We start from the raw sequence: 18,981 nt of genomic DNA, 5'->3' as shown, positions 1-18,981 counted from the left end.
ATTATTCCGTGCGTGTAGCTGGGGTGGTCGCGGCCACGTTGTTGGCGTTGTACCCGCCACCCAGGGCCTGCATCAGTTGAATCGACAGATCGATCTGCGCGGCATTCAAGGTCGCCAGCTGACGCTGGGCCTGCAGCAATTGCTGCTCGATGCTGAGCACATCCAGGTAATTACCGATGCCTGAGCTGTAGCGCTGCACCCCGGTGTCGTACGACTGCTGGGCGATGTCGGCGGCATGTTGCTGGGCCTGGATCTGCCGCCCGGTGTCGCGCAGTTGCGAGAGGGTGGTGCCAATATCGCCCAAGGCTTGCACCAGGGTCTTGTTGTACTGGGCCACGGCCAGGTCGTAATCGGCGTCGCGGGCGTCGAGGTCGGCACGCAGGCGGCCGCCGTCGAAGATCGGCAGCGAAATCGTCGGTGCAATGTTGAAGAAACGACTGGCCGAACCGAACATCGCGTCCCCCAGCAACGACTCGGCCCCGGCGCTCGCGCTGAGGTTGAGGTTGGGGTAGAAGCGGGTCTTGCTTGCGTCGATGTTCTTGCTCGCCGCTTCTACCCGCCAACGTGCGGCAACCAGGTCGGGACGACGGCCGAGCAGCTCGGCGGGCAATACCGAAGGCACGGCGACGGCGCTGGGTTTGAGCACCGCCGGACGGGCCAACTCGCTACCCCGATCCGGGCCTTTGCCGAGCAACACCGCCAGGGCGATCTTGGCGCTTTGCAGTTGTTTTTCCGCGTCGATCAGTTGCGACTGGGAGCTGGCTTCCAGGCTCTCGGTCTGCTGGTATTGATATTCACTGTCGATGCCGGAACTCAGGCGGCGCTTGCTCAGGTCGAGCATCTGGCGGGTGCGCTTGAGGTCGTCGACCGCCAGGTCGCGCACGATATGCGCCTGGCCCAGGTCGCTGTAGGCCTTGGCCACGTTGGCGGCCAGGGTCAGGCGTGCGGCCTGTTGGTCGACTTCTGCGGCGCGGGCCTCGCCCAGGGCGGCTTCCCAGGCAGCGCGCTGGCCACCCCACAGGTCAAAGTTGTAATTGAAGCTGGCGCCGATGTTACGCACCGTCGAGTACGCATCGCCCTGCCCGCGAGGGTCCTGGTCCTTGGCCAGGCGTGATCGACTGACGCCGGCGCTGGCATCCAGGGTCGGCATGCGCGCAGCGTTGGCGGCATAGGCGGCGGCCTCGGCCTGATGGGCACGGGCGTCGGCCACTTGCATGTCGGGGCTGTATTGCAGGGCTTCGGCGATCAGGCTGTCGAGCTGTGGGTCGCCAAGGCTTTTCCACCAGTCGGCGGCCGGCCAGGCGGCATTCGACAGCGTCACACCGCCGAGGGATTTACCGGTTTGCAGGGTGTTGGCGTCGAGGCGTTGGCCTTGAGTGTCGAGACCGCTGTAATTGGCGCAACCGGCCAACGTCATCGCCGCCAGCACCAGGCTGAATGCACGTGTGTTCATGATTTACCTACCCGCTGGATAGTGATGGGGTCACCCGCAGCGATGAGCATTTTCTTCAGGATCCGCTCCAGGGTTTCCAGCTCACCCGCCTCGAGTACGCCGGCCAGCTGGTTGAGGGCCTGGGCGCCGATCTGCGGCAGCATGTCCGCCAGGCGCTGGCCGCCGGCGGTCAGCACCAGCTGCACCTGACGGCGGTCCAGTTCGGAGCGCTTGCGGCTGAGTAAGTCTTTTTGCTCCAGCCGGTCGAGCATGCGCGTCATCGAGCCGCTGTCCAGGGACAGGTTGCGGCACAGCTCGGCCGGGGTGTCGACGCCGAACTGGGCCATGATGATCAACACCTTGAACTGCGCGGCGGTGATGCCGTGGGGTTCCATATGGGTGTCGATGATGCGGTCCTTGAGAATCGCGGCGCGGCCCAGCAACAGGCCGAGGTGGCAGTTGTGGAAGTTATCGGGGGTGAAGTGAGGCATCGAAAGTCACCTTATTACTGCCTAGGCAGTGAATGTGTGACGAGATGTTACTGCTTAGGCAGCGAATGTCAAATGGAATTATTAGGTTGCTTGGTAGTTGGCTGAAGGCTGGAGTGAAATGAAAACCAATGTGGGAGGGGGGCTTGCTCCCGATAGCGGTATATCAGTCAACTTGTTTGTAGCTGACCGATCGCTATCGGGAGCAAGTCGAATCGTCGCACCGCCCCTCCCACATTTTTTTACCGCGTACCGATCAGAAATCGCGCTTGTAGAAGATATCCAGGGAACTGGCTACGCCCGTGGCGACTTCCAGGTACACCTTCTTGCTGAGCAAATAACGCAAGGCAATGGTATTGGCCGGCTCGAACACCCCTACCCCATAACGCAAACTGAGCTTCTCGTTGATCTTGCCGCTGGCTACCACGGCGGTGCTGTTACCGGTGCCCTGGGTGTCGAGGTCGAAGTCCTGGATACCCAGTTTGTTGGCAATATCCGTAGTCACGCCGGCGCTGCCCATCAAACCCAGGCCCAGGGCGGCTTCGGCGAGCATGTTGTTGTCTTCGCCGGTGTTGGTGCGCGAGCGCCCCAGTACCAGGTACGACAGCGCGTCTTCCTGGGCCATGGCCGGTTCGGAGAAGATCTGCGTGGTGGGTTGTTCGGCGCTGCCACTGAGACGAATACCTGCGGTGACCGTGCGGCTGGATTCGGTGACGATGCGTACCGCCTCGATATCCAGAAACGGCTGGTCCAGCGGCCCGGCGAACAGCAGCCGCGCACGGCGCACGTTGAGGCGCTGGCCGTAGGCGCGGTAGCGACCGTCGTTGAGCCACAGTTCGCCACGGGTATCCATGTTGTCGCCGATATGCACATGGCCCTGGACCTTGGCGGTGAGGCCGAAGCCGGCGAAGTTGAGCTGGTCTTCACCCACCTCCACGTCGATATCCATGGCCATGGCCATCGGCGGCTTGCCCTCTTCGGTCTGGCTGCCGATGATCACCGTGTCATCGGAGACCTTGACCGTCGACGGCGGCAGTTCCCGCACGGTGATATCGCCACGGGGGATATGGACCTTGCCGGCAATCGCCAGCTTGTCGTGCTTGAGGCTGATCTTCAGGTCGGGCGCCACTTCCAGCTTGGCATAGGGCTCCACCGTCACCGGCAGTTGCGAGCCCTTGAGGTTGAGATCAACCACCAGCGCGCGGCCCCAGTCGATCTGGCCCTTGAGACTGCCCTGCCCGGCCTTGCCGCTGTGCCAGCCACCGTTGAGCTGCACGCTTTCGCCGGCGATCTGCGCCTGCAGGTTCAGGCCCTCGAGGCTGATGGGCAGTTCTGGCCCGGAGACTTCGCCGTCCACCAGGTTGAGGTTGCCGTTGACCAGGGGTGCGAGCAAACCGCCAGAAATGCGACCACTGCCGTTGAGCTTGCCGTTGAGCGTTTCCACCATCGGCACAAAGGGCCGCGCCACGGCGAGGTCCAGGCCCGTGAGGCTGAAATTGCCGGTAATCGGCTTGTTGCTCGGCAGCGGGTTGATCTGCGCCTGCAACAGCAACTCACCGAGCTTGCCGCCATGGAAGTTGAGCTGGGTGTCGATGCGCTTGGGGTTAAGGGTGGTTTCTAGCTTCAAAGTGTCGTAGGGAAAATCCAACCACTGGCCCTTGTCGCGCACGCGCAGGGTGCCGCCGCTGGCATCCACCGACACCACGCCTTTGGGGCCGCTCTGCGGCAAATCGAGTTGTACGTCGGCGTTGAGCTTGCCCTGCCAGGCGAAGTCTTTGGGCAAGAATGCCGCGAGGCTGTCGATGGGGAATTGCTTGAGGTGGTAGCGCAGCTTCGGCTCGGGCATCAGGCGCTGGTCTTCGCCACACAGGCTGGCGGGGCCGGAGACCCAGCAGTGCGCGCCGAAGGTCAGCTTGCCATCGGCCAGGCGCTCGATCTTCGCCGGGGCTTGCAGGCGCCAGTCCTGGCCGCCGGCTTGTACATCACCGCTGGCCAGACGCCCGCGCCAGTTGCCTTTGTCGAGGTTGCCATCCAACGCCAGGGCCAGCTTGAGCAGTGGGCCGGCGAGGTCCAACTGGACCTTCTGGTTCTTGATATCGCCCTGGGCGCTGGCAGTGAGGTTGCCGACCTGGGTTTCGCCGGCCTGAATGCCACTGGCCTTGAGGTCGAGCCTGGCGCGCTGGGCGTTATCGAGGTTGGCGTCGAGGTTGAGGGTTTGCAGGCGGTTGTCGGCAAATGCCAACTGCTGGCCCTTGAGGTCGAGCTTGCCTTGGGGGGCTTTCAAGGTGCCGGCCACATCGACGCGGCCATTGATTTGCCCGCGCAGTTGCGGCCAGAGCTGGGCCAGGCGCGTCAGCTTGATGTCGATCTGCCCGGCCAGGCGTTGTTGCAGGCTGCCGCTGCCGTTGATGCGGTTGTCACCGAGACGGATATCCAGGTTGGCCAGGGTCCATTGTTCCCCGGCACCTTCGGCCTTGGCCGCCAGCACCGCCGTCTGTCCACGCAGACGACCCTTGAGGTCGAGGTCGGCGTTGAGCTTGAGCTGATCATTTTTGAACTCGCCTTTGCTGCGCAGCGGCCCGGCCAGGGTGCCGGGTAACTCGGCGACCCAGTACGCCGGGTTCAGGGCCGACAGGTCCAGCGCCGTATCCCAGGCAATACCGTCGGCAAATTGCAGGTTCAGGTGGCCTTCGGCCTTGCCTTGGCCGGCGGTCAGCTTCAACTCGGGCAGGAAGACTTGCTTGAGGTCGCCACTGAAGGGCGTGACCAGATTGAATTTGCCGGCCGGGCCGTCGAGGTCGGCCTTGAGGTTGCCGAGGTAATTGCCGTCCTTATAAGAGATTTCTCCGTTGAAGGTGCGCAATGCAACCTGCGGCTCGTCGATCACGGGATACAGGCGGTGCCAGGGGAAGTCCAGCCAGTCGATCCTGGCGTCAGCACTAAAGCCTTGTTGCCAGTCGAGGTTGGCACTGAGCTTGAGGCTTTGCTTGTCGCCGGCATTCAAATCCAGGCCGGCGATCTGCGCGCCCTTGGCGTCGACCTTGCCTTGCAGCTGCAAGTCCACCGGGCCTTTTTCCGCCGGCAGCACGGCCTTGCCCACTAACCGGTAGCCGCTTTTCAGGTCGCCCTCGGCACTCAGGTCCAGTTGGTTGAGTTGCAGGGTGTCAGGCAGATCCGCGCTGGGCTTGAAGGCCTCGGAGGTGATGTGCAACTGCGCCGGCAGGTTTTCCACCAGGGGTTGCAGTTCGCCGCTGAGCTTGGCCGGCAGGTAGCCGCTACTGTCGGCGTCGAGCTTGAGGGTCTTGAGCAGGTCGCCGTCGAGCTTGAGCGCAACCGTCCAGAGTGCACCGCCTGGGGCGTAGGGCAGGCTCAGGTTGCCGCTGGCCTTCAGCGGCCAATCGCCGCTGGGTTGCAGCAGACCGGCAAGGTCCAGCACCAGGCCGTCGCGCTGCAAGTGCACCGAGTCGATACGCAGGCCCATGGCAGTCCAGTGCGCCGCCAGCTGCAGGCTGTTGAGTTCTTCATTGCCGTTAAAAATCAGGCTACCGACGCGAACGTCGCCTAACTGTACGGCAACCGGTAATTTCAGTTCGGGCAGTTGAATCGGCTCGCTGCTGCTCTCTTCGGCGCTGGGTGCGAATTCCAGGCTGACTTGCTCCATATCCAGCTGGTTGATGCACAGGGTCATGCGTAACAGACAACCGGGGGACCAGTTGAATTTCGGCGCCTTCAACTCGACGCGGCTGCCATCCTGCTGCCACAACAGATGATCGGCGCTCCACTGCCCGCCCAGGCGGCCTTGGAAATGCTCCACACTCAAGCCCGGCACCTGACCCAAGGCCCAGCGACTGCCCGCCTGGGTACCCAGTACCGACCATAGCACCAGCAACAGCAAAGCGAGGATGGCGACCAGCACCAGCCCGGCTATTTTCAAACCACGCATCACAGCTCAGGCCCCATGGAAAAGTGCAATCGAACGCCGCCCGGATCTTCGAGGGCATGGGCAAGGTCAAGGCGAATCGGCCCGACTGGCGAGACCCAGCGCACACCAACGCCCACACCGGTTTTCAGGCTGGGGAAGTCCAGGTTATTGAAGGAGTTGCCCTGGTCGACAAAGGTCGCGATGCGCCATTTGTCGGTGATGGAATATTGGTACTCGGCGCTCAAGGCCACCATATAGCGGCCGCCGATGCGGTCGCCGCGGTCGTTCTCGGGCGACAGGGTCTGGTACTCGTATCCGCGCACGCTCTGGTCGCCACCGGCAAAGAAGCGTAACGACGGCGGCACGGATTTGTAGCCGTTGGTGGCACTGCCACCCAATTGCGCACGAGCCAGGAAACGATGGTTGTCCCACAAGGTGGTCAGGCCCTTGATCGTGGCCGTGCCGTAAAGCAGGTTGGTGTCGGACCCCAGCCCCTCCTTCGCGACCTTGGTGTCGAACATCAGCCGGTAGCCATGGTGCGGGTCGATGCGGTTGTCGCTGCGCAGGTAGGAATAACTGACCCCCGGCATCACCAGGTTGCTCAAGCCCGAGTCATTGCCCAGGCGGTACTCTTCGCGCTGGTACTTGAGGGAAATCACCCGCGTCCAACCGCTGGGCAATTTGCTGTGCCATTCCGGGCCGATGGTGAGCAGCTTGCTCAAGGTGTCGGTATTGGCGATCTCTTCATTCTGATAGCCGCCGGCAAAGCGCAATTTGTCGGTGAGCGGTGGGTCGAGGGGGATGTCGTACCACAGGCCGACGTTCTGCCGGGGCGCCGACAACTCGGCTTCCCAACCATAACTATGGCCCTGGGGGTTGACCCAATGCCGTGTCCAGTTGGCTTTGCCCCGTGGGCCCACGTCGGTGGAGTAACCCAGGCCCAGGCCCATGGTGCGCGGCTTGCGGGTTTCCAGCTGCACGGCGACCGGGATTACATCATTGGTCGCGGCGGTGGGGCTGGCATCTACCCTCACGCCTTCGAAGAAGCCGCTGGCTTGCAGGTTCTGGTTAAGTTCGGCGATCAGTTCGGAGTCATACGGCGTGCCGCTGTTGAACGGCACCATGCGTTGCAGCAGTTCTTCATCAAAAGGCGTGTCGCCGCTGAAGCTGACCTTGCCCATGCTGTAGCGCGGGCCGCTGTCGTAAATGAGTTCGATATCGGCCACGCCGGCCTGGGGGTCCACCGCCAGCTTCTGGCTGGTAAAGCGCCCGCTGAAAAAACCGTAGCGCGAAGCCTGGTTCTGGATCAGGCGCTTGGCGTCTTCGTAATGGCCGTGGTTGAGCACCGCGCCGGATTTGAGGTCGTCGCTGGCAGGCACGCGAAAAGCCTTGAGGCTCGCGGCCTGGCCATCGACCCGAATGGTCACGTCGCGCAGATGCACCGGTTCGCCGGAGTCGATGGTGAGCGTCAGGCGCGGGTTCTTCCCGCCCCTTACATCACTGGCGATCCGTGGCTGATAGTAGCCCAGGGCCTGGGCCGCTTTACGCGCCTGCTCCTCGGCGCCGCGGCTGAACCGCAGCAAGGCTTCTTCATCACGATCGCCCACCCCGCCGATATAGCCTTCGATGTTGGCTTTCAACGCGTCGTTTGAGGGTTTGACCCGCACGTCCAATTCGCTTTGCGCGAATGCGCCGCAGCTTGTGAACAGCAGAATCAAGCCGCTGGTAAATCTTCCTGGAAACTTCATAGGCGCGGATGCTACACGAGCTGGGGAGAGTCTTTGAACCCGGATTTGTCTGAATAATTCTGTCTAAGCCGTTGCAGCATGTAACGCCTGGGGATTGGGATGGAAAAACACATGTTCCAGCACCGGGCCTACGGCGACTTCGCCGATCTCTTCATAGCCTTGGCGCTTGTAGAAATCCAGGTAGCGGGAGTTGCCAGTGTCGAGCACCACCCCGGAGGAATGCGGGTCGTCGGCGCACCAATTGTGTACCGCTTCCAATAGTTGCTCACCGAAGTGCTTGCCCTGGAACTGTGGGTGAATACCCAACAGCGGCAATACATGCACCGACTCGCTGGGCAGGCATGCCAGGACCGCCTGATGGTATTCCAGGTAACGCCGCGTGCCGCGCACGCCGGTACTCAGCCACATGCGGATCTGCCACGCCCAACTCTCGGTGATGCCAAGGCGCCGCTGGGGCGGTGCAATCAGGGCGATGCCGATCAGCCGGTCGTTGACGAACAGGCCGATGGCGGGAAGCTTCTGGAAAAAGTGCTGCTTGACCAGTTCGCGCACGGTGGCGCGCACCCGTTGCTCATAACCCGGCCGCTCGGCTTCGAAGATGTAGGCGAAGGTCGGCTCGTGGCGATACGCCTGGTAAAGCAGGGATCGCGCCTCGCGGGAGTAACCGCTATTGAGCAGGCGGATGTCGGCAATGGCCGTCGAAGTGTCTGGCATAACAGTCAATCTCCTGGGCGCCACTCAAACATGGCGTTCTTATGGGTACGAACCTGTACAGCTCCAGTCGTTCCCAGACATTAGCAGCGCATTCACCCGACCGCCACGCTGGCCCCCGCCGGACTTGTCGGCTAGCATCGCCCTTTTGCCAGACTGGACTGCCGACCATGAAAATCGTCTCCTTCAATATCAACGGGCTGCGTGCTCGCCCTCATCAGCTGGCGGCGCTGATTGAAAAGCATCAACCGGACGTGATCGGCCTGCAGGAAACCAAGGTCCACGATGACCAGTTCCCCCTGGCCGAAGTGCAGGCCCTGGGGTATCACGTGTATTACCACGGGCAGAAAGGCCACTACGGTGTGGCCCTGCTCTCGCGCAAAGAAGCCCTGAGCGTGCACAAAGGTTTTGCCAGCGATGAAGAGGACGCCCAGCGGCGTTTTATCTGGGGCACCTTCGCCGATGAAAACGGCCACCCGGTGACCATCATGAACGGCTACTTCCCCCAGGGTGAAAGCCGCGACCATCCGACCAAGTTCCCAGCCAAGCAGCGCTTCTACGCAGACTTGCAGCACCTGCTGGAAAGCCAGTTCAGCAATGACCAGGCGCTGGTGGTGATGGGCGACGTGAACATTTCCCCGGAGGACTGTGACATCGGCATCGGCGCCGACAACGCCAAGCGCTGGCTGAAAACCGGCAAGTGCAGCTTCCTGCCGGAAGAACGCGAGTGGATGGCACGCCTGAAGAACTGGGGCCTGGTGGACAGCTTCCGCCACCTCAACCCGGACGTGGCCGACCGCTTCAGCTGGTTCGACTACCGCAGCCGTGGGTTTGAAGACGAGCCCAAGCGTGGGCTGCGCATTGACGTGATCATGGCGTCCACCGGCTTGGTACCGCGGGTCAAGGATGCCGGGGTGGATTACGATCTGCGCGGGCTGGAGAAGCCGTCGGACCATGCGCCGATCTGGTTGGAACTGAGCTGATAGCAAGCCTGGTGAAGATCTAAATGTGGGAGGGGGCTTGCCCCCGATGACAGTGTGTCAGCCAGCTCATCTGTCGCTGATACACCGCTATCGGGGGCAAGCCCCCTCCCACATTTTGACCGGCTGAGTGTCAGTCACATTGCTGCAATCCAACTGACTTAATCTCGCGGCACTCCCTTTGGCTTAAGAAGGTGCCGGCATGAGGCTGCGCGTTCTGTTCCTGTGCTTTGCGATCTCCCTGCCCGCCGTGGCCGCACCCCTTGCCGTCCCCGACCAAGGCCCAGCGCTGCGCATCCAGGGTTCCAATACCATCGGGGCGGCACTCGGCCCGGCGTTGGTCAAGGGTCTGATGGAGCATCAAGGCCTGCAGGGTGTACACAGCGAGCCGGGTGACGGGGCAAACGAACAACGGGTAGTCGGCAAGACGCGCCAGGGCAAGACCGTGACCATCGAAGTGGCTGCCCATGGTTCCAGCACCGGTTTTGCCGCGCTGAAAAACAACCGCGCCGACCTCGCCGCAGCGTCCCGCCCGATCAAGGACAGCGAACTGATAGACCTCGAATCCCTGGGTGACCTGAAAAGCCCCGAAGCCGAACAGGTGATCGCCATCGATGGCCTGGCAATCATCCTCAACCCGCGCAACCCACTCAATACGCTGAACACCGAGCAACTGGCGCAGATCTTCAACGGCGAGGTCAGCACTTGGGAAGCGCTGGGGGGCATTGGCGGGGCCATTCATGTCTACGCCCGGGATGATCAGTCCGGCACCTACGACACCTTCAAGGAACTGGTGTTGAGCCGACGCGGCAAACCGCTTGCGGGGACCGCACAGCGTTTCGAGTCCAGCGAGGCGCTGTCCGATGCGGTCAGCCATGACCCCCAGGGCATCGGTTTTATCGGCTTGCCCTATGTACGCCAGGCCAAGGCAGTGGCGATTGTCGACGGCGACTCACAACCGATGTTGCCCTTGACCAGCTTGATTGCCACCGAGGATTACCCGCTGTCACGGCGACTGTTCTTTTACCTGCCGCCCTCCTCCCGCAACCCCTGGGCCAAGGCGCTGGTGGACTTCACCCAAGGCAGCAAGGGCCAGGCAATAGTCGCCGCCAATGGCTTTATCGCCCAACAGGTGCAGGCGATTGGCGTGGCGCCACGCCCGTCAATGCCCGACGACTACCAGGCCCTCGCCCGTGACGCCCAGCGCTTGACTGTGAATTTTCGTTTCGAGGAAGGTAGCGCCAGCCTCGACAACAAGGCGCGCCAGGATTTGCAGCGGGTGGTGGCTTATATAAGAAGCCACGGCAAGCTCGATAAACAGGTAACCCTGGTGGGGTTTGGCGATGCCAAGAATGATCCGCAACGTGCGGCGTTGCTGTCGAAGCTGCGGGCTATGGCGGTGCGCCGGGAGCTGGTCAAGAGCGGCGTGGTGCCCAGGGATATCCGCGGGTTTGGCGCGCAGATGCCGGTAGCGGCGAATACGGCGGATGAGGGGCGTATCAAGAATCGGCGGGTGGAGGTCTGGGTGTACTGAGCCTTGGAGTTTGAGGTGTTTGGACTGGCCTCATCGGGGGCAAGCCCCCTCCCACATTGGACCGCATTCTCATGTTGGAAATCGGTCTAGTGTGGGAGGGGGCTTGCCCCCGATTGCAGGCGACGCGGTGCTACTGCCCGCTACGCATCAACTCCCGCGGCACATACTTGCCGATCTCAAACTTGCCAATCGCCGCACGATGCACCTCGTCCGGGCCATCGGCCAGGCGCAGGGTACGTTGCATGGCGTACATATAAGCCAGCGGGAAATCATTGGAGACCCCGGCACCGCCATGGATCTGGATCGCACGGTCGATCACCTTCAAGGCGACATTCGGCGCCACCACCTTGATCTGGGCGATTTCGCTTTTCGCCACTTTATTGCCCACGGTGTCCATCATGTACGCCGCTTTCAAGGTCAGCAGGCGCGCCATGTCGATCTCCATGCGCGAGTCGGCGATCTTGTCGATATTGCCCCCCAGACGCGCCAAAGGCTTGCCGAACGCGGTGCGGCTGACCGAACGTTTGCACATCAATTCCAAGGCGCGTTCGGCCATGCCGACGGAGCGCATGCAGTGGTGGATACGGCCCGGGCCAAGGCGGCCCTGGGCGATCTCGAAGCCACGTCCCTCCCCCAGCAGCACGTTTTCGTAGGGCACGCGCACGTTGTCGAACAGCACTTCGGCGTGGCCGTGGGGCGCGTCGTCGTAGCCGAACACCGGCAGCGGACGCAGGATTTTCACCCCGGGGGTGTCCACAGGAACGAGGATCATCGAGTGCTGCTGGTGGCGCGGTGCATCCGGGTTGCTCAGGCCCATGAAGATCAGGATTTTGCAGCGCGGGTCGCAAGCACCTGACGTCCACCATTTCTTGCCGTTGATTACCCACTCGTCGCCCTGGCGTTCGGCGCGGGCAGCCATGTTGGTGGCGTCCGATGAAGCCACATCTGGCTCGGTCATGGCGAAGGCGGAGCGAATCTCGCCGCGCAACAGCGGCTCGAGCCAGCGTTGTTTCTGCTCTTCGTTGGCGTAGCGCACCAGCACTTCCATATTGCCGGTGTCGGGCGCGGAGCAGTTGAACGGCTCCGGGCCGAGCAAGGACCGGCCCATGATTTCCGCCAGCGGTGCGTATTCAAGATTGGTGAGCCCTGCGCCCAGTTCGGATTCGGGCAGGAACAGGTTCCACAAGCCCTCGGCCTTAGCCTTGGCCTTGAGTTCTTCCATGATGGCGGTGGGCTGCCAGCGATCACCTTCGCTGACCTGGCGCTCGAACACCGGCTCGGCCGGGTAGACGTAAGCGTCCATGAACGCGGTGACACGTTCACGCAGTTCCTGAACCTTGGGCGAATAGGCGAAATCCATGGGCAGCTCCCTTCTCTGAGAGGTTGTTTAGGTCATGCAATCGATGCTAGAACAGCGTTGATAATTTACCTAGCCTATTCTCGGCGTGTATTAACATTCATCACCGATATATGATCGGTGTATGGACATCTAACAATAAGAGCGCAACGAAATGAATCTGAGCAAGGTCGACCTCAACCTTTTCATCGTCTTTGATGCGATCTACACCGAAGCCAACCTGACCCGCGCCGGGCAGATCGTCGGCATCACCCAACCGGCGGTGTCGAACGCCCTGGCCCGCCTGCGCGAGACCTTCAACGACCCGTTGTTCGTGCGCACCGCCCAAGGCATGGTGCCCACGCCCATGGCGCAGAACATCATCGGCCCGGTGCGCAATGCGCTGTCGTTGCTACGGGTGTCGGTGCAGGAAAGCCGAATCTTCAACCCGCAGCAGGCGGCCAAGACCTACCGCATCAGCATGACCGACCTCACCGAGGCGGTGATCCTGCCGCAGCTGTTCCAGCGCCTGCGCCGCCTGGCGCCCACGGTGGTGATCGAGAGTTTCCTGTCCAAGCGCCGTGAAACCACCAAGGAGCTGGCGGCCGGGCGCCTGGATTTTGCCGTGGACGCGCCACTCAACACCGACCCACAGGTGCGCCACGTCAAGCTCATGGAAGACCGCTACGTATGCGCCATGCGCAAGGGCCACCCGATGGCAGGCAAGGATAAATTCAGCCTGGATGACTACCTGTCGCTGACCCATATCCATATCTCCAGCCGCCGTAACGGGTTGGGCCATGTGGACCTGGCCCTGGGCAAGATGGGCATCCAGCGCAAGATCGCCCTGCGTTCCCAGCATTACCTGATGGCCTCCCAGGTATTGCAGCAGACCGACATGGTGATGACCGTGCCCGAGCGCTTTGCCCGCCGCCATGAACTGCACTGGTTCAATTTGCCGGTCAACGACGTACCGCTGGTAGAAACCCACCTGTATTGGCATGAAAGCACCGACCAGGACCCGGCGAACCGCTGGATGCGCGAGCAGATGATCGAGCTATGCCAGCAGGTGACGGCCCATGAAAAGAAACTCGATAAACAACAAGCCTAAAGTTGCAGAAGTCCCCCTGTGGGAGGGGGCTTGCCCCCGATGGGGCGCGCAGCGCCCCTTGACGTTTACGTCAACCTCCAATTAGCTTAGTGCCAAGACCTTTTTGAGCACCGCCATGAGCACCACCTACAGCATCTCCGACCTCGCCCGCGAGCTCGACATCACCACCCGCGCCATTCGCTTCTATGAAGAACAAGGCCTGCTGGCCCCGGAACGCCGTGGCCAGGAGCGCATCTACTCGGCGCGGGACAAAGTCAGCCTCAAGCTGATCCTGCGCGGTAAGCGCATCGGCTTTTCCCTGGCCGAATGCCGCGAGCTGATCGAGCTCTACGACCCCACCGGCGGCAACCAGATCCAACTCAACAGCATGCTGGCCAAGATCGCCGAGCGCCGTGAACAGCTTGAGCAACAGTTGCTGGATATCGAGCAAATGAAGCTGGAGCTGGACACCGCAGAAGAGCGTTGCACTCAAGCCCTCGCGCACACCATCAGCCAAGCCGGCCATTGACCAGAAGGTAACTGCCATGTCCCTCCCCTCACACGTACGCCTGGTGGAAGTCGGCCCGCGCGACGGTTTGCAAAATGAAGCCCAGCCCATCAGCGTGGCGGATAAGGTCCAACTGGTGGACGCCTTGAGCGAAGCCGGGCTGAGCTATATCGAAGTCGGCAGTTTTGTCTCGCCCAAGTGGGTGCCGCAGATGGCCGGCTCAGCCGAGGTGTTTGCACAGATCCAGCGCAAGCCCGGCGTGACCTATGGCGCGCTGGCGCCGAACCTGCGCGGGTTCGAGGATGCGCTGGCGGCCGGGGTCAAGGAAGTTGCGGTATTTGCCGCAGCGTCCGAAGCGTTTTCCCAGCGCAATATCAACTGCTCCATCAGCGAAAGCCTGGCGCGGTTCGCGCCGATCATGGCCGCGGCCAGGCAGCATGGCATCAGCGTGCGGGGGTATGTGTCGTGCGTGTTGGGTTGCCCGTATGAAGGCGCTGTCGCCCCAGAGCAAGTGGCGACCGTCGCTCGCGAACTGTATGCCATGGGCTGTTATGAAGTGTCCCTGGGCGACACCATCGGCACCGGCACGGCGGGGGCAACCCGGCGGCTGTTCGAAGTGGTCGGCGCCCAGGTACCGCGGGACAAACTGGCCGGGCATTTCCACGACACCTACGGCCAAGCCATCGCCAATGTCTACGCCGGCCTGCTGGAAGGCATCCAAGTGTTCGACAGCTCTATCGCTGGTCTCGGCGGTTGCCCCTACGCCAAGGGTGCCAGCGGTAACGTCGCCACCGAGGATGTGCTGTACCTGCTCAATGGCCTGGGTATCGATACGGGTATCGACCTGGAGCGCTTGATTGGCGCGGGCCAGCAGATCAGCAGAGTGCTGGGGCGGCCGAGCGGTTCGCGTGTGGCCAAGGCCCGTAGCGCCGGATGAAGTAGCACAGCTGTGACAATGTGTTACCGCGCGCCTGCTCGGCGGGTAACGCGGGAACAGAATTTAGCGCACATACGTAAAGACATTTCCCACGAAAAAACTAACCTATTGATTTTAAAGACTTTTAAAAAGTTGGCACGGCTTCTGCTATCTCTATGGCATAACAAGAATAAAAAGCACCAAATCTAATAAAAATAAGACGAAACGACTCTGACATAACAAAAACAACACGGCAGAGACGCAGCTAACAGATTTTTTTGGAGAAGATGGCTTCACAGGGTACGGCATGCCGCAACCCGCAACCGGATAGAGAAAAATAAAACTACCTCAGGTAGCTACCCACTGGTTGGATCGTTTACGAAGAAGCAGGTCAGCGTTCAAAAAAATACGTTTGCTCTTGACCCCGGATGGGGGTCGCCAAAAACAGCGGTACGGGCCACGGCTACCAAAAACAACAACAGGCCGCCCCTCAATAATAAGAAAAGAGCACGCAACGACAAATTAAAGGGGACCTTCGGGTCCCCTTTGTGCTGTCTGCACGTGCGGTTTGTTACCCGTACCCTCAAAGCGGCGCGACGGGATTGCCCTGTAGATTGACTCGATCCGGGTGCTGTATGGCATAGCCGGGCAAGGTCGTGATCCCATTCGTACGCAGATCGATCCAGGCCAGGTTGCCAGGCACCTCGACACCTGCCGGGAATACCCTGGTGCCGGTATTTTCCAGATAGAGCCGCTGCAGATCACGCAGGTTGCTAAGGTCCGCGGACCACCCCAACTGCCGGTTATGGGAGAGCTTGAGGGTCTTGAGGCCCTGCATATTCTGCAGGCGTTCACGACTCGGCGCAGTCAGGCGAATGTCATTGCTGCTCAGGTCGAGCCAGGTGATTTGCGCGCCCCCATCGACGAACTCCGGCAAGCGCGTGAGGTTACTGTGGCTGATATCCAGCCAACGCAAGCCGCTGAATGACTGCAAGAAAGGTAAAGAGGCGTCCGAAAGTGACATTCTCGCTAAATCCAGACATTCCACATGGCTCATGTTCGCGGTGATCGGCGGCAAATCACCGACTTGCTCGTCGGCCAAGCGCACGACATACAGCCCACCCTCCTCTTCTCGTAGCTCAGAGCGCATCTGCTCAGGACTCATGGGCAAGTGTGGAGGTGAACGCTGCCAGGCATTCTTGAGAGTATTGACGACCCGGCCCCTTGATCGGCGATAAGTCGTGTCTTCGTCATGCCAGGCGTCCAGTGTCGCCTTCAGTTGCGTGAACTCCTCTTCGAGTTGGTCCATGCGGGCCAAAAACACATCATCGCTGGCGTCTTGCAGCTTCAGCGTCCACTCCACCTCTTCGATGGATTGTGACGGATAGAGCGCTGAGGCTGCCTGTTCGCAGGGAGCGGATCGAATGCCCACAGGACTCAACGGATAGCCGATACGTCCCTCCGCAAGGCGCATGGGCGGTTTATACCCAGGCTTGATCGGCTGCATGCGCAACAACCTGCGCAATTGCTCACAAGGCATCAAAGGCATCTGCTCCAGCGCCTGTTTCAGGCTTGCGCCTCCATCCAACTCGGTCAGTTTCATTGCCGTCCAGTCCTCAGTCGGGACCGCTGACTGTACCGCCCCATAGATATCCGCCTGGGTATTGAATACCGCCAGCTTGGCATCCTGTACTTCATAAAGGTTCCTGGGACCAAACTTGATAAGACGCCGCTTGATCGCGGCGTCCTCCGGCCCCAATGAGTCCAGCAGGCGATCCCCCGCAGGCAACCGCTCGATAACGTCGATACGCAAGCCCGATGGCCAGCCGGGCAGCTTGTCCAGGCTGTGCAGCACCAAGCGTTGCGTGTCGTCATTGCCCAGGGTATTGCGGTACAAGCCCTCATACGCCCGCGCCAGGCGCACCTGCTGTTGATAATGGCGGGCCTCTTCAGCCAGGCGCAGTGGCACGCGATCCTGCTCGGTGAGCACCTGCATTTCGGCGGCGCTGGTTTCGTCCAACAGCTCTTCGACAATCGCCTTGGGTAATGACGGGAATAAGCGCCTGATCGGCCATGCGGCCGCGCTTTCTGCGCGCTCGGCAGCGGCATAGCGCTGGGTAAAGCGTTCGAGTTGATCCGCAGCACGCAGTGCGGGGCGTACGCTGGAGCCTTCTTCAGCCACCAAACGGTCAATCTCGAACCGCTTCAAGGTATCGGCCAATAGCCCCGGCAGTGCTGCCTGATGCACATGCATCCGGCGCAGCGCATCCACCTCGATGCCAGACATTTGCATGATGCGTTTGAGCTTGAGCGGCTGATCCGAAAACCCCTCTGCCATCGGCCCCAAGCGGCGCATCAACTGCGCCTCGGTCAGGGTCAGCGGGATCTCGTGCTCATGAGCCCAAGCCCCGGCGCGCGTGCGGCTTACCCTTGGGGTGAAGGCCGCCGGATCATGCGGATGCAAGATCTTGTAGTCATTGCCCGCGCCAACCTGCTCCACTCGGTAATACGCATTGTCTTCGCGCAGGTACAGGCCGCCTTCATGTTCAATCAGCCCGTCACCATTCACCGTAAGCTGCGCGGGCATCGACACGGATTGCTGGTATGGCCTCAGGTCAGGCGCATGCAGGCGTATGTTGCCATCGGGGCAACGCACATGGGCCAGGCTCTCGACAAAGGCGCTCTTGACCAAGGGCAATAACCTGGCGCCTACAACGGCCGTCGCCGCATTGAAAGCAACGGCTGATACGTGAGCCCACACCGCTTGCTTATCCCCCGCCTCCCACGCCTCAATACCCGATGCGACCTCTTGCAACATTTGCGCCGCGCCGATCACTAACATGACTGGCGCCAGCTCTGGAAAGACCAGTACAGCCGCATTCAGGACATTCAACGCCGTGCTGCCCAACTTGACCAGCCAGGCATTACGCCCACGTGCGTCCGCCGCATCGGTGGAGACGGCCATGGCCCGGGCGTTGCTGCGCATCAGGTCGATTTTTTGCCGGGTATGGTCCTGCCACAACAAGGCGTAGCGCGTTCCGTAACTGGCGGTGAGGGTCCTGATATTTTTCTTGCTTGAGTCAAAGTCTTGAGACTCTGTCGACTGCTCAGCGGGGTCGAGATGCTGCTTGAGCCTGGAAAAAAACGCCCCTTGCCGCTCATAGGGGATGAACTGGCTGAAAAACTGCCGGTAGCTGGCCACGCACAGTCGCTCGACCAAATCAAACTTGAGCGCCTCCAGGTTGGCGTATTCCTTCAACATGCAAACAGGGTCGCCGGGTATAAACGCCAGGCAGGGCTCGCTCAAGAACACCACATTGCCACGTACGGGGTAGTGAATACTCACATGCCCGATGACGATAATTTGTTTAAGCGACTGCCCAAGGACGTTCAAACTCGAAAAGGTAACTGTTTTATCGCGCCATTCCAGATCCTGCTGATTGCTCATCAACTGTTGTATCAGTTGATACGCATCCGGCTGGATATCCCCACGCGCCACCGCGACTTCGGCGGCGAATTGCAGCTGATGCCGGGTCGCACTGACCATAAGATTACGCACGGCCCTGGCCCTGCTCCCCCTGGGGGTTCGAGGGGGGTCCAGTGGACTGATGAACGACTCGACGTGGGCCAGGTACTGCGCACCCAGGTCCAACTCCCGACACAGGCTGGCGAATGCATGAGGCGCTATGGTGACTTTACGGCTAAGCACTTGCGACTGATTGAATGGGCTGCCAGGCGGCTGCTGGTGGAAATCGTAGCGCGTGACGAGGCTGGCGTTCTGGTCGTCGGTCTCAATCGTGTCTTCCAAGGCAAAGTTACCCAGCGCCGCTTCGAGCAGGCTCTCTCCCTGGTAGTAGCAATACCCGGAAGCTTCCAAGCCCCCGACCTTTGAACGATCGGCGGGCATGAACGCCTCACGGGCAAAAAACAGCCGTTTTACGTCATAGTCTGCGGCAAACTTCGTCTTCATCGCCGCCACCAGGAGCGGCTCGGCAAACGTGACCACGCCTTGCAGCCCGTTGAAAATAACATCAAGCCTGTTCAGCGAATTAAAGCTGCGTGCATAAGCGGCACTTAGTGCCGATTGTCTGTCCGGCGAAAGCGCTGCGTACCATGGCGGCATTTCGAACTGCGTCTGTGAAAAGGCCTTCTTGCGTTTCAGGGCGGCGGCGTCATACCAGGAGGGCTGCCGGTCCTGTATAACCCGCGCATGCACGCTCTGCGGCGCTACTGATTGATGGCTGGGAGGTTGATCAAGCTCACTCATTTACCGCATCCATTTGATAGAACAAATGATCAATCTGCGATCATTTGCC

12 protein-coding genes are annotated in these 18,981 nt (G+C 61.0%); 5 read left to right on the top strand and 7 right to left on the bottom strand.

What is annotated here, in order from left to right; genetic code table 11:
- Window position 1 precedes the first annotated feature (1 nt).
- From NMB39_RS11385 to NMB39_RS11365, 5 genes are all read right to left on the bottom strand, one after another.
- The gene (locus NMB39_RS11385; protein ID WP_494339221.1) at window positions 2–1,453 is read right to left on the bottom strand and encodes an efflux transporter outer membrane subunit; all 1,452 of its coding nucleotides are present in this window, start codon (window positions 1,451–1,453) and stop codon (window positions 2–4) included.
- A complete protein-coding gene (locus NMB39_RS11380) occupies window positions 1,450–1,923 on the bottom strand; it encodes a MarR family winged helix-turn-helix transcriptional regulator (RefSeq protein ID WP_057024282.1) in 474 nt (157 codons plus the stop codon). Before NMB39_RS11380 ends, NMB39_RS11385 begins: the two co-directional genes overlap by 4 nt.
- 253 nt (window positions 1,924–2,176) lie before the next feature.
- Entirely contained in the window at window positions 2,177–5,863 is a 3,687-nt protein-coding gene (locus NMB39_RS11375) for a translocation/assembly module TamB domain-containing protein (RefSeq protein ID WP_494339222.1), read from the bottom strand.
- Window positions 5,863–7,590 (bottom strand): autotransporter assembly complex protein TamA, encoded by a 1,728-nt coding sequence (locus NMB39_RS11370; protein ID WP_494339223.1) that lies wholly within the window; start codon window positions 7,588–7,590, stop codon window positions 5,863–5,865. Before NMB39_RS11370 ends, NMB39_RS11375 begins: the two co-directional genes overlap by 1 nt.
- Window positions 7,591–7,653: 63 nt before the next feature.
- A complete protein-coding gene (locus NMB39_RS11365; protein WP_046068680.1) occupies window positions 7,654–8,304 on the bottom strand; it encodes a GNAT family N-acetyltransferase in 651 nt (216 codons plus the stop codon).
- 167 nt (window positions 8,305–8,471) lie between these two features.
- Between NMB39_RS11365 and xthA the strand changes: the two genes are divergently transcribed.
- Window positions 8,472–9,284, top strand: a complete 813-nt coding sequence (gene xthA / locus NMB39_RS11360; RefSeq protein ID WP_043049966.1) for an exodeoxyribonuclease III — start codon at window positions 8,472–8,474, stop codon at window positions 9,282–9,284.
- Between the two features lie 199 nt (window positions 9,285–9,483).
- Window positions 9,484–10,815, top strand: a complete 1,332-nt coding sequence (locus NMB39_RS11355; RefSeq protein ID WP_494339224.1) for a substrate-binding domain-containing protein — start codon at window positions 9,484–9,486, stop codon at window positions 10,813–10,815.
- Window positions 10,816–10,945: 130 nt separating this feature from the next.
- Here NMB39_RS11355 and NMB39_RS11350 read toward each other — a convergent pair whose 3' ends face one another.
- Window positions 10,946–12,175 (bottom strand): acyl-CoA dehydrogenase, encoded by a 1,230-nt coding sequence (locus NMB39_RS11350; protein ID WP_043049964.1) that lies wholly within the window; start codon window positions 12,173–12,175, stop codon window positions 10,946–10,948.
- Between the two features lie 151 nt (window positions 12,176–12,326).
- Between NMB39_RS11350 and NMB39_RS11345 the strand changes: the two genes are divergently transcribed.
- The 3 genes from NMB39_RS11345 to NMB39_RS11335 all read left to right on the top strand — a co-directional run bounded on the left by NMB39_RS11345 (window position 12,327) and on the right by NMB39_RS11335 (window position 14,686).
- On the top strand, window positions 12,327–13,262 hold the full coding sequence (locus NMB39_RS11345; protein ID WP_056846586.1) for a LysR family transcriptional regulator: 936 nt from the start codon (window positions 12,327–12,329) through the stop codon (window positions 13,260–13,262).
- Between the two features lie 115 nt (window positions 13,263–13,377).
- A complete protein-coding gene (locus NMB39_RS11340) occupies window positions 13,378–13,770 on the top strand; it encodes a MerR family transcriptional regulator (RefSeq protein ID WP_043049962.1) in 393 nt (130 codons plus the stop codon).
- A gap of 16 nt (window positions 13,771–13,786) precedes the next feature.
- Window positions 13,787–14,686, top strand: a complete 900-nt coding sequence (locus NMB39_RS11335; RefSeq protein ID WP_057024278.1) for a hydroxymethylglutaryl-CoA lyase — start codon at window positions 13,787–13,789, stop codon at window positions 14,684–14,686.
- Window positions 14,687–15,248: 562 nt separating this feature from the next.
- On the opposite strand, the gene NMB39_RS11330 is transcribed toward NMB39_RS11335, so the two are convergent.
- Window positions 15,249–18,932 (bottom strand): dermonecrotic toxin domain-containing protein, encoded by a 3,684-nt coding sequence (locus NMB39_RS11330; protein WP_494339225.1) that lies wholly within the window; start codon window positions 18,930–18,932, stop codon window positions 15,249–15,251.
- Window positions 18,933–18,981: the final 49 nt, after the last annotated feature.

The organism is Pseudomonas sp. FBCC-B545, assembly GCF_059134095.1.
The sequence above is the reverse complement of the archived record's forward strand: the minus strand, read 5'-3'. Positions and strand labels throughout refer to the sequence as shown.

Coding starts and splice junctions, on each gene's coding strand:
- NMB39_RS11385 (WP_494339221.1), bottom strand. CDS start 1,453: ATGAACACACGTGCATTCAGCCTGGTGCTGGCGGCGATGACGTTGGCC.
- NMB39_RS11380 (WP_057024282.1), bottom strand. CDS start 1,923: ATGCCTCACTTCACCCCCGATAACTTCCACAACTGCCACCTCGGCCTG.
- NMB39_RS11375 (WP_494339222.1), bottom strand. CDS start 5,863: ATGCGTGGTTTGAAAATAGCCGGGCTGGTGCTGGTCGCCATCCTCGCT.
- NMB39_RS11370 (WP_494339223.1), bottom strand. CDS start 7,590: ATGAAGTTTCCAGGAAGATTTACCAGCGGCTTGATTCTGCTGTTCACA.
- NMB39_RS11365 (WP_046068680.1), bottom strand. CDS start 8,304: ATGCCAGACACTTCGACGGCCATTGCCGACATCCGCCTGCTCAATAGC.
- xthA (WP_043049966.1), top strand. CDS start 8,472: ATGAAAATCGTCTCCTTCAATATCAACGGGCTGCGTGCTCGCCCTCAT.
- NMB39_RS11355 (WP_494339224.1), top strand. CDS start 9,484: ATGAGGCTGCGCGTTCTGTTCCTGTGCTTTGCGATCTCCCTGCCCGCC.
- NMB39_RS11350 (WP_043049964.1), bottom strand. CDS start 12,175: ATGGATTTCGCCTATTCGCCCAAGGTTCAGGAACTGCGTGAACGTGTC.
- NMB39_RS11345 (WP_056846586.1), top strand. CDS start 12,327: ATGAATCTGAGCAAGGTCGACCTCAACCTTTTCATCGTCTTTGATGCG.
- NMB39_RS11340 (WP_043049962.1), top strand. CDS start 13,378: ATGAGCACCACCTACAGCATCTCCGACCTCGCCCGCGAGCTCGACATC.
- NMB39_RS11335 (WP_057024278.1), top strand. CDS start 13,787: ATGTCCCTCCCCTCACACGTACGCCTGGTGGAAGTCGGCCCGCGCGAC.
- NMB39_RS11330 (WP_494339225.1), bottom strand. CDS start 18,932: ATGAGTGAGCTTGATCAACCTCCCAGCCATCAATCAGTAGCGCCGCAG.